Source organism: Micromonospora sp. NPDC049101, assembly GCF_040648675.1.
Taxonomy (GTDB): Bacteria; Actinomycetota; Actinomycetes; order Mycobacteriales; family Micromonosporaceae; genus Micromonospora.
On record NZ_JBEZED010000005.1, the window covers coordinates 177,378 to 191,817 of the forward strand.

10 protein-coding genes are annotated in these 14,440 nt (G+C 72.1%); 9 read left to right on the forward strand and 1 reads right to left on the reverse strand.

The genetic code is table 11. The features are described from left to right. The 7 genes from AB0B57_RS08725 (at position 1) to rho (ending at position 11,676) form a co-directional block, all read left to right on the forward strand. Complete coding sequence (locus tag AB0B57_RS08725; RefSeq protein ID WP_357067214.1) at positions 1–1,311, forward strand: homoserine dehydrogenase; 1,311 nt, start codon at positions 1–3, stop codon at positions 1,309–1,311. Positions 1,312–1,452: 141 nt separating this feature from the next. Continuing rightward, complete coding sequence (gene thrC, locus AB0B57_RS08730; protein ID WP_357066842.1) at positions 1,453–2,502, forward strand: threonine synthase; 1,050 nt, start codon at positions 1,453–1,455, stop codon at positions 2,500–2,502. Positions 2,503–2,635: 133 nt separating this feature from the next. Continuing rightward, a complete protein-coding gene (locus AB0B57_RS08735; RefSeq protein WP_357066844.1) occupies positions 2,636–5,905 on the forward strand; it encodes an efflux RND transporter permease subunit in 3,270 nt (1,089 codons plus the stop codon). A gap of 170 nt (positions 5,906–6,075) precedes the next feature. After that, a complete protein-coding gene (locus AB0B57_RS08740; protein WP_357066846.1) occupies positions 6,076–6,897 on the forward strand; it encodes a polysaccharide deacetylase family protein in 822 nt (273 codons plus the stop codon). Positions 6,898–6,908: 11 nt separating this feature from the next. Next, positions 6,909–8,153, forward strand: coding sequence for an MFS transporter (locus AB0B57_RS08745; RefSeq protein WP_357066848.1), 1,245 nt, complete (start codon positions 6,909–6,911; stop codon positions 8,151–8,153). Between the two features lie 140 nt (positions 8,154–8,293). Next, complete coding sequence (gene thrB / locus AB0B57_RS08750; RefSeq protein ID WP_357066850.1) at positions 8,294–9,238, forward strand: homoserine kinase; 945 nt, start codon at positions 8,294–8,296, stop codon at positions 9,236–9,238. Positions 9,239–9,537: 299 nt separating this feature from the next. Continuing rightward, complete coding sequence (gene rho / locus AB0B57_RS08755; protein ID WP_357066852.1) at positions 9,538–11,676, forward strand: transcription termination factor Rho; 2,139 nt, start codon at positions 9,538–9,540, stop codon at positions 11,674–11,676. Positions 11,677–11,752: 76 nt separating this feature from the next. On the opposite strand, the gene AB0B57_RS08760 is transcribed toward rho, so the two are convergent. Beyond that, a complete protein-coding gene (locus AB0B57_RS08760) occupies positions 11,753–12,649 on the reverse strand; it encodes an AAA family ATPase (protein ID WP_357066854.1) in 897 nt (298 codons plus the stop codon). Positions 12,650–12,975: 326 nt separating this feature from the next. Between AB0B57_RS08760 and rpmE the strand changes: the two genes are divergently transcribed. Further along, entirely contained in the window at positions 12,976–13,200 is a 225-nt protein-coding gene (rpmE, locus tag AB0B57_RS08765) for a 50S ribosomal protein L31 (RefSeq protein WP_355008073.1), read from the forward strand. A gap of 133 nt (positions 13,201–13,333) precedes the next feature. Next, complete coding sequence (gene prfA, locus AB0B57_RS08770) at positions 13,334–14,422, forward strand: peptide chain release factor 1 (RefSeq protein ID WP_357066856.1); 1,089 nt, start codon at positions 13,334–13,336, stop codon at positions 14,420–14,422. Positions 14,423–14,440 lie beyond the last annotated feature (18 nt).

Below are 14,440 nucleotides of genomic sequence, written 5' to 3' on the forward strand. Positions count from 1 at the left end.
GTGCGCTTGGCGCTGCTCGGCTGTGGCACGGTCGGCCAGGAGGTGGTCCGGCTGCTGCACGAGCAGTCGGCCGACCTGGCCGCCCGCATCGGCGCTCCACTGGAGATCGCCGGCATCGCCGTCCGTCGGCTCGGCCGCGATCGGGGTGATCTGCCGGTCGACGAGGCCCTGTTCACCTCCGACGCGCTCGGCCTGATCAAGCGCGACGACGTCGACGTGGTGATCGAGGTGGTGGGCGGCATCGAGCCGGCCCGGGGCTGGCTGGTCGAGGCGCTGCGGGCCGGCAAGAGCGTGGTCACCGCCAACAAGGCGCTGCTCGCCGAGGATGGCGTGGCCCTGCACGAGGCGGCGGCCGAGGGCGGCGGCGACCTCTACTACGAGGCGTCCGTAGCCGGCGCGATCCCGCTGCTGCGCCCGCTGCGCGAGTCGCTGCACGGTGACCGGATCAACCGGGTCACCGGCATCGTCAACGGCACCACCAACTTCATCCTCTCCGCGATGGACGCGACCGGCGCCGGGTTCGCCGAGGCCCTGGAGGAGGCAACCTCCCTGGGGTACGCGGAGGCCGACCCGACCGCCGACGTGGAGGGCTTCGACGCCGCGGCGAAGGCGGCGATCCTCGCCTCGCTGGCGTTCCACACCCGGGTCGGCGCCGCCGACGTGCACCGCGAGGGCATCACCGAGGTGACCGCCGCGGACATGGCCAGCGCTCAGGCGATGGGCTGCACGATCAAGCTGCTCTGCATCGCGGCCCGAGGCGTCGACCGCAGCGGCCGGGAGACCGTCAGCGTCCGGGTGCACCCGGCGATGATCCCGCGCAGTCACCCGCTGGCCAGCGTCGGCGACGCGTTCAACGCGGTCTTCGTGGAGGCGGACGCGGCCGGGCAGCTGATGTTCTACGGTCGGGGCGCCGGGGGTGCGCCGACCGCCAGCGCGGTGCTCGGTGACGTGGTCGCGGTGTCCCGCAACCGGCTCGCCGGGGTGCGCGCGGCCAGCGAGAGCGCGTACGCGGACCTGGCGGTCCGGCCGATGGGCGAGGCGTTGACCCGCTACCACGTCAGCCTCGACGTGGCCGACCGTCCCGGTGTGCTGGCCTCCGTGGCGAACGTGTTCGCCCGGCACGACGTGTCGATCGCGACGGTGCGGCAGGGTTCGGCGAGTGGGTCGCCCGGCCGGGACGGCGACGCCGAGTTGGTCATCGTCACCCACGTCGCACCGGATGCCGCGCTCGCCGCGACAGTCGGCGAGCTGCGCGGTCTGGACATTGTCCGGTCCGTGACCAGTGTGTTGCGGGTCGAGGGCGGCGCCTGATTCGTTGACACCCATGGGTGGGGCTGGCTCGCGCGTCCCGCCAGGTGGGTAAGCCGGGGTGTGCCCTTGACCACTCCGGCAGGCTGGTCCAAGGTGGCCCGATGCGCGGGTCGGCGCAGTGTCAGAGGCGAGGAGAACGACATGTGGCGGGGTCTGATCGAGGCGTACCGGGATCGGCTGCCGGTCACCGCGGCCACGCCGGTTGTCACGCTGCACGAGGGCAACACCCCGCTGTTGCCCGCGCCGGTGCTGTCCGCGCGGATCGGCTGCGACGTGCACCTCAAGGTGGAGGGTGCCAACCCGACCGGCTCCTTCAAGGACCGGGGGATGACCCTCGCGGTGTCCAAGGCGGTCGAGGCCGGCAACAAGGCCATCATCTGCGCCTCCACCGGCAACACCAGCGCCTCCGCCGCGGCGTACGCGGCGCGGGCCGGGCTGACCTGCGCGGTGCTGGTGCCGCAGGGCAAGATCGCGTTGGGCAAGCTGGCCCAGGCCCTGGTGCACGGCGCGAAGCTGCTCCAGGTCAGTGGCAACTTCGACGACTGCCTGTCGCTCGCCGCGAAGCTCGCTCAGGACCACCCGGTCGCGTTGGTCAACTCGGTCAACATCGACCGGTTGCACGGCCAGAAGACCGCCGCCTTCGAGATCGTCGAGGCACTCGGTGACGCGCCCGACATCCACTGCCTGCCGGTCGGCAACGCCGGCAACATCTCCGCCTACTGGATGGGCTACGCGGAGGAGCAGGCCGCCGGCGCCACCACCCGCGCGCCGAAGATGTACGGCTTCCAGGCCTCCGGTGCGGCCCCGATCGTGACCGGCCAGGTGGTGCCGGAGCCGTCGACGATCGCCACCGCCATCCGGATCGGCAACCCGGCGAGCTGGACCAGGGCGTTGGACGCCCGGGACACCTCCGGTGGCCTGATCGCCGCGGTGACCGACCGGGAGATCCTCTCCGCGTACCGGCTGCTCGCCCGCGAGGTGGGTGTCTTCGTGGAGCTGGGCAGCGCGGCCAGCGTGGCCGGCCTGCTCCAGCAGGCCGCGGCGGGCGCGGTGCCGCCCGGGTCGACAGTGGTCTGCACGGTGACCGGTCACGGCCTGAAGGACCCGGAGTGGGCGATCTCCACGGCCCCGGCGCCGCTGACCATCGCGAACGACTCGCTGGCCGCCGCCCGCGCCCTCGACCTGGCCTGAGCGAGCCGCCGTCCGGCCGCTGATCGGCGGCGGGCCTCGGGACGGCCCGGGGGCGGCGGGGGTCGGGCTACGTGAGTCCGGCACACTTTCGGGTATCCCCGCCCGCATTCTCGTTCAGGAGTGAACCAGGCCGATGTCGCTGCTCGCCAGATTCAGCCTCGCCAACCGAGGGCTGATCGCCCTCATCGCGGTGGTGACCACGGCGTTCGGAGCGTTCGCCGTTCCGTCGCTGAAGCAGCAACTGCTGCCGTCGCTCGAGTTCCCGGCCGCGTTCATCGTGGCCGCCTACCCCGGTGCCGGCCCCGAGATCGTCGAGTCGCAGGTGACCGAGCCGATCGAGAACGCCCTCCAGGGCATCCAGGGGTTGGACAAGGTCACCTCCACCTCCCGCGAGGGGTCGGCCACCGTCCAGGTGACGTACGAGTTCGGCACCGACCTGGACGACGTGGTCAACAAGATGCAGACCGCGCTGAGCCGGATCGACGCCCAGCTGCCGTCGAGCGTCGACCCCCAGGTCATCGCGGGTAGCACCGACGACCTGCCGGCGGTGGTGCTGGCCGCGGCCGGCGCGGCGGACGAGCGGGCGCTGGCCGAGAAGCTGCGGGCGACAGTGGTGCCGGAGCTGGAGGGCATCGAGGGCGTCCGCACGGTCGAGGTGACCGGCACCCGCGACGACCTCGTGGTGGTCACCCCGGACCCGGCGAAGCTGGCCGCGGCGCAGGTGCAGCCGACGGCGATCGGCGCGGCGCTGAAGACGAACGGCGTTGCCGTTCCGGCCGGCGCGGTGACCGACGACGGGCTGACCCTGCCGGTGCAGGTCGGCACGCCGATCGCCAGCCTGGAGGATCTGCGCGGCATCGTGATCACCCCGGGCGCGTCGCCGGTCCGCCTCGGTGATGTGGCCAGTGTCGAGCAGCAGCTCGCTCCGGCCACCGCGATCACCCGGACCAACGGCAAGGACAGCCTCGGCATCGCGGTCACCGCCGCGCCGGACGGCAACGCCGTGCAGATCTCGCACGAGATCCGCGACCGGCTCGCCGACCTGAAGGACGCCTCCGGCGCGGAGCTGACGGTGGTCTTCGACCAGGCGCCGTTCGTGGAGAAGTCGATCGAGTCGTTGACCACCGAGGGCCTGCTCGGCCTGGTGATGGCGGTCCTCGTCATCCTCGTGTTCCTGCTGTCGGTGCGGTCGACGGTGGTCACCGCGGTCTCCATCCCCCTCTCCGTGCTGGTGGCGTTGATCGCCCTGTGGATCGGCGACTACTCGCTCAACCTGCTCACCCTCGGCGCGCTGACCATCGCGGTGGGTCGGGTGGTGGACGACTCGATCGTGGTGTTGGAGAACATCAAACGACATCTGGAGTACGGCGAGGAGAAGCGGCACGCCATCGTCACCGGCGTCCGTGAGGTGGCCGGCGCCGTGACCGCGTCCACCCTCACCACGGTGGCGGTGTTCGCGCCGATCGCGCTGGTCGGCGGGTTCGTGGGCCAGCTCTTCGCACCGTTCGCGATCACCGTGACGGTGGCGCTGCTCGCGTCGCTGCTGGTGTCGCTGACCGTGATCCCGGTGCTCGCGTACTGGTTCCTCAAGCCGCGCGGCGGCACCGCGGACGACGAGGCGGTGCGACGTGTCGCGGAGGAGAAGGAGCTGCGCAGCCCGTTGCAGCGGGCGTACCTGCCGGTGGTCGGGTTCGCCACCCGCAAGCGGTCGACCCGGTGGATCACCGTGGGGCTCGGTCTGCTGGTGCTCTTCGGCACCTTCGGCCTGGCCCAGAAGCTGGAGACCAACTTCCTGGACGACTCCGGCCAGGACACCCTGAACATGAGTCAGGAGCTGCCGGCCGGCAGCGGCCTGGCGGCCACCGACGCGGCGGCCAAGCAGGTCGAGTCGGTGCTGTCGGCCACCAAGGGCGTCGAGACGTACCAGGTGACCGCCGGCGCGGGGGACAACCCGTGGGCGGGTGGCGGCGGCAACAACGTCGCCAACTGGTCGTTGGCGCTCGACGGTGACACCGACGCGAAGCAGATGCGTGAGGTGCTGCGCAAGGAGTTCGACAGGCTCGGCGCCGGTGTGGGTGAGATCAGCTTCGGTGGCGGGCAGGAGGCGTCGACCAGCCAACTGGAGGTGATCGTCCAGGCCAGCGACCCGGAGGCGCTGACCCGGGCCACCGAGGAGGCTCGGGCGGCGATGGCCGGTGTCCCGGACGTCGAGGATGTCTCCACCAGCCTGGCTGACCGGGTGCCGCGGGTCGACGTGACTGTCGACCGGGTCGCCGCCGGTCGGGCCGGGTTCACCGAGGCCGCCGTGGGGCAGCTCGTGTCGCAGGCGTTCCGGGGAGCGCCGCTGGGTGAGGTCGCGCTCGACGGTCAGCAGCAGAACGTCGTCCTGCGGCTGGGCTCGCAACCACCGATGACTGTGGAGGAGCTGCGGGCGCTGCCGGTGGGTTCGGTCAAGCTGGACGACATCGCGGACGTCACCCAGGGCGAGGGGCCGCAGCAGGTCACCCGGATCGACGGTGAGCGCAGCGTGTCGGTGACCGGTGCGGCGACCGGCTCGAACCTGGGCGCGACGAGCAAGGAGCTGCAGAAGCGGCTGGACGGCATCGACGTGCCGGGCGCGAGCTTCACGATCGGTGGCGTCAGCGCGGACCAGGCGGATGCCTTCGGTGATCTGGGCCTGGCGGTGCTGGTGGCGATCGCGATCGTCTTCCTGATCATGGTGGCCACGTTCCGCAGCCTCACCCAGGCGCTGATCCTGCTGATCTCCATCCCGTTCGCGTCGACCGGCGCGATCGGGCTGCTGCTGGTCACCGGGACGCCGCTCGGCGTGCCGGCGTTGATCGGTGTGCTGATGCTCGTCGGCATCGTGGTGACGAACGCGATCGTGCTGCTCGACCTGATCAACCAGTACCGGGCGCAGGGCATGGGGGTCCGGGAGGCGGTGGTCGAGGGCGGCCGGCGTCGGCTGCGCCCGATCCTGATGACCGCCGTGGCGACCATCTTCGCGCTGCTGCCGATGGCCTTCGGGCTGACCGGCGAGGGCGGCTTCATCTCGCAGCCGCTGGCGGTGGTGGTGATCGGCGGTCTGCTCAGCTCCACGCTGCTCACCCTGATCCTGGTGCCGACGCTCTACACGATGGTGGAGCACACCAAGGAGTCGCTGCGGGCCCGACGCGACCGGCGGCGCTCCGGCGAGCCGGCGGTGACGGCGGCGGAGACCGGCGAGGCGACGAGCCCGAACCAGGTGGCGGTGCCCGGTGACGTGTCCGCCCCGGCGACGGCCGGGAGTGCACAGTCGGCCGCCCCGTCGGGTGCCCTGGTGGACGGCACGGACCAGTTCGAGGTGCTGCGCCTGCCCCGTAGCCGTACCTCGCCGCTGCCCCCGTCGGAGCCGACCGAGTAGGGCCTGACTCCGACAGGCACTGCGCAACGCCCCCGGCGGCCTCCGCCGGGGGCGTTGCCGCCACCCGGCCCGGGGACACTCCGATGGGGGGATCCGGGCCTGCACTTTGCGTTACGTCTTGCATACTCCTAGTGGTCTGTTGGACGTGCGGTGCGGAGTGGGGCGGACGGATGAGCGAGGGCGCGCGCGGCTGGTCCCGCCGCGACCTGCTGCGCCGGGGCGCCCTGGTGGTGGGCGGCGTGGCCGTCGGCGTGGGGGCATCCGAGGTGTGGCGGAGCACCCATCGCCGGTTGCCACTGGCGGGAGGCCCGGCCAGCGCCACGCTCGGCAACGGGCGGGGAGTCGACTCCGGTGAGCTGGCGGTCATCTGGTCGGTGCCGACCGGGCAACGACTTGTGGCACTCACCTTCGACGACGGCCCGGCACCACAGTGGACCCCGATGGTCCTGGACGCTCTGGCCCAGCACCGGGTGCCCGCCACCTTCTTCCTGGTCGGGGCGCAGGCCAAGCGGCACGCCGACGTCGTCCGCGGTCGACTCGCCGGCCACGAGGTGGGTAACCACAGCTGGAAACACCGCGACCTGGCCCAGATGGACGCCGCCGAGGTGTACGACGACCTGAGCCGCAGCCACGACGCGATCGCCGACGCGACCGGAAGCGCACCCCAACTGGTCCGCCCGCCGTACGGTCACCTGGGTGGGGCGGTGCTGCACGCCGCGGCGCGACTCGACTATCGACTGGTGCTCTGGTCGCTGCAGATGGTGGAGCGCGAGTTTCCGGACGACCCGGCCGGCCACGCCCGGCAGATCACGACCGAGGTCCGGCCGGGGACGATCGTGCTCGGGCACGACGTCGGTGACCGGCGACGTCTGGTCGCCCTCCGCGGTCTGCCGGACATGATCAACGGGCTGCGGGCCCGGGGCTTCACGTTCGTCACCGTCTCCGCGCTGCTCGCAGCGGGTGTGCGGCCCACACCCACACCGACCCGGTAGGGTCCGGCTCCGTGGCGTCCACCCTCTCGGTCCTGACCGGCAATCGGAGTTTCCGCAACCTTTTCCTGGCCGAACTGGTGGTCTTCGGCGCCGACTGGTTCGTCATGGTGCCGCTGCTGGTGCTGCTGCCGCAGCTGACCGGCAGCGGCGTCTGGGGCGCGCTGGTGTTGGCGGTGGACACCGGCATCGTGGCGCTGCTGCTGCCGTACACCGGCACCATCGCCGACCGCGTCGACCGCCGGAAGATCATGATCGGCGCCAACGTGGCCACCCTGGTGGGTGTGTTGCTGCTGCTCGGCGTGCGCAGCGCCGGAACGGCGTGGCTGGCGCTTGTCGCGATCGGGGTGGTCGCGGTGGCCAAGGCGTTCTACTCGCCGGCCGCCCAGGCCGCGCTGCCCAACGTGCTGGAACCGCACGAGTTGGCCGCCGGCAACGCCGTGGCCGGCTCGGCCTGGGGCACCATGACCGTGGTCGGTGCCTCGCTCGGCGGCGTCCTCAGCACCGCTGCCGGCCCGTACGCCTGCTTCTGGGTGGCGGCGGTGAGCCTGGTGCTGGCCGCGGCCCTCGCCACGCGGATCCGCCGCCCGTTGCAGGCACCACGGGACACCGACCTGCCGCCCCAGCGGACCTGGGCCGCGGTCCGCGAGGCGCTCGGCTACATCGGTCACCGCCCCCGGGTGCTCGCGCTGGTCACGGTGAAGTCGGCGGTGGGCCTGGGCAACGGCGTGCTTACCGTGTTCCCGCTGCTGGCCGGCGTGTACGGCGTCGGCTCGCTCGGTGCCGGCCTGCTCTTCGCGGTACGCGGCGCCGGGGCGCTGGTGGGGCCGATCCTGATGCGCCGGGTGCTCACCAGACGGGCGTGGCTGTTGCCGGGGCTCGCGCTGTCGATGTCGCTCTACGGGCTGTCCTATCTGGGCGCGTCGGCGGCGCGTTGGTTTCCGCTGGTGCTGCTGCTGGTCTTCGTGGCGCACTTCGCCGGCGGCAGCAACTGGGTGATGTCGAACTTCGCCCTTCAGGGCGAGGTTCCGGACCGGCTGCGGGGGCGTGTCTTCGCCACCGACATGATGCTCGCGACGCTGGCGATCTCGGTGAGTCAGCTGGCGGTGGCCCTGGTGGTGGACGTGGTGGACGAACGGGTGGTGCTCGCCGGCTGCGGGCTGATCACCCTCGTGTACGCGGTCGGCTGGCGGATCGCCACCCGCCGGCTCACGCTCAGCGATCCGGCTGCGGAGCAGGTGCCGAGCCCGGCCGGCTGAGTCTGTCGATCCCCTAGCCCCGGGGCGGGTGTCAAGGCCCCTGGTCGGCCTGTGGCGGGCCCGGACGACGACCGCCGGACCGCCCCTGGACTCCGCCTCGGCTCGACCGAGGGCTTTGACACACGCCCTAGCATGAGCGCGTGCCGACGAACTTCACCGCCGGGCCGGTCCGTGTCCGGGTCCCCGCGACCAGCGCCAACCTGGGTCCGGGCTTCGACGCGTTGGGTCTCGCCCTCGGGCTCTACGACGACGTGGCCGCCGAGGTCGCGTCGGGCGGGGTTCGGGTGACGGTGACCGGGCAGGGTGCCGGTGAGCTGCCGGCCGACGACCGGCACCTGGTGGTGCGGGCCATGCGGGCCGCGTTCGACGTGCTCGGCGCCCATCCCGAGGGCCTGAGCGTGGAGTGCGTCAACCGGATCCCCCAGGCGCGCGGTCTGGGCTCCTCGTCCGCCGCGATCGTCGCCGGGGTGCTGCTGGCCCGTGCCCTGGTCACCGACGGGGAGCACCGGCTGGACGACCCGGCCGCGCTCCGGCTGGCCGCCGAGATCGAGGGCCATCCCGACAACGTCGCACCGTGCCTGCTCGGCGGCTTCACGGTGGCCTGGTCCGAGCCGGGGGGCGCGCGGGCGGTCTCCCTGCCGGTCGCGGACGGGGTCCGGCCCACCGTTTTCGTCCCGGCGGAGCGCGGGCTGACCGCGGCCGCGCGGGCCGCGTTGCCGGCCACCGTGCCGCATCAGGACGCCGCGTTGACCGCGGGGCGGGCGGCGCTGCTGGTGCACGCGCTCACCGCCGACCCGACCCTGCTGCTGCCGGCGACCGTCGACCGGCTCCACCAGGACTACCGCGCACCCGGGATGCCAGGCACATCGGCCCTGGTCAGAGCGTTGCGAGCGGCGGATGTGGCGGCTGTGGTCAGTGGTGCCGGGCCGACCGTGCTGGCGTTCAGCGAGCCGCCGGCGGGCTTCCCGGTGGGAACAGACTGGCAGATTTGGCAGTTACCGATAGACGTCAGCGGTGCGCGGGTTGCTCGGGGTAGACTGGGACACGCCGAGCGGGACCCTGTTGCCGCAGGTCGGAAGAGTTGATTACGCTCTAGACCTAGCACAGCCGCGAAGCACGCGATCTCCTGCGAGGCGGCGCACCCCCGAAGCTCTCGGCGGTCAGCCCGTCACACCCCTGCCAAAGGCCCACGCCGCACCGCAGATTCCACAGGTCGCCGCAGACGGCGAGACCTGCTCACCGACGTTGGTGAGTCGGGATACCGACCGGCTGCTGTGTCACAGACTCCCGCGACGCGTCCTTGCGAGGCGGGTGCACCGAGGCCGCCCGGCCACCTGAGCTCCGACTCCGGGCAGTCCCGGCCTTTATCGAGGGAAGGAATCCATTGAGCGACACCACCGACGTGACGTCGGATGTTTCCAACGTCGCTGGCGATGCCACCGCCGCCGCTCCCGCCCGTCGGCGGCGTAGCGGCACCGGTCTGTCGGCGATGCTGCTGCCAGAGCTGCAGAGCCTGGCTGCGTCGCTCGGCATCTCCGGCACGGCTCGCATGCGCAAGGGCGAGCTGATCGCCGCGATCTCCGAGCGGCAGGGCGGCAACGCCGCCGGGACCCCTCGACCGCGGGCCGAGGTCGCGGCCGCGGCCGCCCCGACCCGCGAGGGGGTGCGTGCCGAAGTGCGGGAGACCGCCGACCGGCCGGCAGCCGAAGGGCGTAGCGCCGAGCCGGCGCCCGCCGAGCCGGCCGCCGAGACCGAAGGCCGCACTCGCACCCGGCGGAGCCGGACCGCGGCAGCGGAGACCCGTCCGACCGAGACGCGTCCCGCTGAGGCACGTCCGACCGAGGCACGTCCGACCGAGGCCCGTACCGAAGAGGCGCGTACCGAAGAGGCTGGCGCCGGCGAGCGGACCGACCGCGGCGAGAATCGCCGTGACCGGGCTGAGCGTCCGGAGCGCGCCGAGCGTGCCGACCGCGGCGAGCGTGCCGAGCGGGGCGACCGTGCCGAGCGGGGCGAGCGCAACGACCGGGGCGAGCGTGCCGAGCGGGGCGAGCGTGCCGAGCGGGGCGAGCGCAACGACCGGGGCGACCGCGCCGAGCGGGGCGAGCGCAACGACCGCGCAGAGCGTTCCGACCGGGGCGAGCGTGCCGAGCGCAACGACCGTCCAGAGCGCAACGACCGCGCTGACCGCAACGACCGCAACGACCGCAACGACCGCAACGACCGTGGTCAGCGTGTCGAGCGGGACAGCGACGGCGACGACGAGGAGGGTGGCGGCCGGCGCGGTCGGCGCAGCCGCTTCCGGGACCGTCGACGCGGGCGCGGCGAGCGCACCGAGACCGGTGCCGAGACCGGCGGTCGCGAGCCGCAGGTCAGCGAGGACGACGTTCTCGTCCCGGTGGCCGGCATCATCGACGTGCTCGACAACTACGCCTTCGTGCGGACCACCGGCTACCTGGCCGGCCCGAACGACGTGTACGTCTCGATGTCCCAGATCAAGAAGTACGGCCTGCGCCGCGGTGACGCGATCACCGGTGCGGTGCGGGCGGCCCGCGAGGGCGGCAACAGCGGCGACCAGCGGCGCGACAAGTACAACCCGCTGATGCGGCTGGACACCATCAACGGGATGGAGCCGGAGGAGGCGCGGCGCCGGCCGGAGTTCTACAAGCTCACCCCGCTCTACCCGCAGGAGCGCCTGCGCCTGGAGACCGAGCCGCACATCCTGACCACCCGGGTCATCGACCTGGTCATGCCGATCGGCAAGGGTCAGCGGGCACTCATCCAGTCGCCGCCGAAGGCGGGTAAGACGATGGTGCTGCAGGCGATCGCGAACGCGATCACCCGCAACAACCCGGAGTGCCACCTCATGGTGGTGCTCGTGGACGAGCGGCCCGAAGAGGTCACCGACATGCAGCGGTCGATCAAGGGCGAGGTCATCGCGGCCACGTTCGACCGTCCGCCGCAGGACCACACGACCGTGGCCGAGTTGGCCATCGAGCGGGCCAAGCGCCTCGTCGAGCTTGGCCACGACGTGGTCGTGCTGCTCGACTCGGTGACCCGGCTGGGCCGGTCGTACAACCTGGCGGCTCCGGCCAGCGGTCGGATCATGTCGGGTGGTATCGACTCCACGGCGCTCTACCCGCCGAAGCGCTTCCTCGGCGCGGCCCGCAACATCGAGAACGGCGGGTCGCTGACCATCATCGCCACGGCGCTGGTGGAGACCGGGTCCATGGCGGACACGGTCATCTTCGAGGAGTTCAAGGGCACCGGCAACGCGGAGCTGAAGCTGGACCGGAAGATCGCCGACAAGCGGACCTTCCCGGCCATCGACATCAACCCGTCCGGTACGCGTAAGGAAGAGGTCCTGCTCGCACCCGAAGAGCTGGCCATCATCCACAAGCTCCGCAAGGTGCTGCACTCGCTGGACTCGCAGGCGGCGATGGACCTCCTGCTGGACCGGCTCAAGCAGTCCCGCACCAACATCGAGTTCCTGATGCAGATCGCGAAGTCGACGCCGGGGGAGTAACACGTCCCGGGTGACCGACGACGAAGGGGCACGGCCGTCCGGCCGTGCCCCTTCGTCGTACCCCGAGAGGCGGCCCTCAGAAGTCGCCGTCGGCCACCTGGAAGACGGTGAGGCCGAGGGCTCGCCACATCTGGACCACCTGGACCCGGTCGTCGAAGACACCGGCCACCCGGAACCGGTCCCGGATCTCCCGGTCGTAGATCTCCCGCTTCACGATCGAGTCCTTCCGGGAGTCGCCGACGGCACGCAGGTGTAGACCGAGGTACGGGATCCGCACGTGCCGGGCCAGCCACGCCTCGGTGGCCGGGCGGGCGGAGGCGTCCCGCCCGGAACAGAAGACCACCCCGTACCCGGCGGCGTGCATCGCCCGGACCGCCGCGATCACCGCCGTGTTCGGCTGGTCCTCGCCCACCCGGGTCATGTCGTACGGGCTGCGGGAGACGGCCAGCGCGACGGTGCCGTCGATGTCCACCAGGACGATCTCCGGTGGCTCACTCGACGGCGCGTGCACGGCGGCGGGGCGTCCGGTGCGGGCCTGCGGCACCGGCAACGGCAGTGCCCGCCCCCTCAGGTACCGCTCGTGCAGCCGGCGGATCGCGTCCGCACCGACCTGGTCGGCGGGCGCACGCGCGGCGTCACGGCGCAGGCACTCGTCCAGCGGCACGTCGGTGAAGTCGTGCACCTCGAAGATCGCACCGTGCCGGGCGGCCAGGTCGGCCCAGCCCCGCAGCGTCCGCCCGCGCAGGTTGGTGTCGTCCACGCAGACGTCCGCCCGGGCCCGCAGCAGGGCCTCGACCTGGGCCCGCTGGACGACTGTCACCTGCGCCTCGGCCCACTGGGTGAAGAGCCGCTCGCCGTGCAACATCCGGCGCAGGTCGTCCCGGTTGACCCGGAGGACGGACGGCTGAAGCGTACGGGCGAAGGTCGTCTTGCCCGAGGCGGGCAGTCCTCGGGTGGCGATCAGTCGGGTCATCGGCGCACCTCCGGCTCGGTTCGCGTCTCGGACGTGCCGGTCGAGCCGGCACGTCCGAGACGCGCGCTCGTGCGCGTACCCCCGGTGGGGCACGTGGCGGTGGCCCGCCGGGTGGGCGAATGCCCTGCCGGGCGGCGGGAATGCGCAGGGGGGAGCACGTGTTGACGATGCCGGACGAGGTGTGCGGCCCGATTACCGGGTCGGCTCAGGCCCATGGCACACTGGTCAATCGGCCACCGGTTCCGGTTCACGCCCGAGCCCGTCGTGTACGGCGCGACGAGTGTTGACGGCGACCCGGCGACCACCAACGAGAGGACCGAGGCGAGATGAAGGCAAACATCCACCCGGAGTACGTGACCACCGAGGTCAGCTGCTCCTGTGGCAACACGTTCACGACCCGCAGCACCGCCAAGGGCGGCACGATCCACGCCGAGACCTGCAGCGCCTGCCACCCGTTCTACACCGGTAAGCAGCGCGTTCTCGACACCGCCGGCCGGGTCGCGAAGTTCCAGCAGAAGTACGCCAAGGTTCAGGCCAAGAAGGCCAAGTAACTCCTCGTTCGGCGCCCGCGTCCGGTTTCCCACCGGGCGCGGGCGCCGTCCGCGTTGTGCCCTGTTACGCATCCGGCGGTCGGCCTTCGGCCCGACCCGGCCGGCGTCGCACCGTCGAAGGAGCATCCGCAGCATGAGCAGCGAGCGTCTGGCCGGCCTCCTCGACGAGTACGCGGAGCTGGAGAAGCGGTTGGCCGATCCGGCCATCCACGCCGACCAGGCCACCGCGCGCAGGGTGGGTCGCCGCTACGCGGAGCTGGTGCCGCTGCACAAGGCCGCCGATGAGTTGGAACAGGCCCGCGCCGACCTGGCCGCGGCCCGCGAGTTGGCCGCCGAGGACCCGTCCTTCGCGGCCGAGACCGAGGCGATCGCGGCGTCCCTGCCGATGCTGGAGGAGCGCCTCGCCGAGCTGCTCATCCCGCGTGACCCGCACGACGCCAAGGACGTGATCGTCGAGATCAAGGCCGGTGAGGGTGGTGAGGAGTCGGCGCTCTTCGCCGCCGACCTGCTGCGGATGTACACCCGGTACGCCGAGCGGCACGGCTGGATCACCGAGGTGATCGACGCACAGGACTCCGACCTCGGCGGGGTCAAGGACGTCTCGCTGTCGATCAAGACCAAGGGTGTGCCGGAGGGTGGCAACGGCGTCTGGTCGCGACTCAAGTGGGAGGGCGGCGTGCACCGGGTGCAGCGGGTCCCGGTCACCGAGTCGCAGGGCCGCATCCACACCAGCGCCGCCGGGGTGCTGGTGCTGCCCGAGGCCGAGGACGTCGACGTCACCATCGACGCCAACGACCTGCGGATCGACGTGTTCCGGTCGTCCGGCCCGGGTGGCCAGTCGGTGAACACCACGGACTCGGCGGTGCGGATCACCCACCTGCCGACCGGCATCGTCGTCTCCTGCCAGAACGAGAAGTCCCAGTTGCAGAACCGGGAGCAGGCGATGCGGATCCTGCGGGCCCGGCTGCTCGCCGCCGCGCAGGAGCAGGCCGACGCCGCCGCCTCGGACGCCCGGAAGGCGCAGGTGCGCACCGTGGACCGCTCGGAGCGGATCCGCACCTACAACTTCCCGCAGAACCGGATCAGCGACCACCGGATCGGCTACACGGCGTACAACCTGGATCTGGCGCTCGCCGGCGACCTGGACGGGGTGCTGGACGCGCTCGCCGAGGCCGACCGCGCGGCCCGGCTGGCCGGCGACACCGAGCTGACCCGCCGCTAACCGCGACCCCCGACCCGG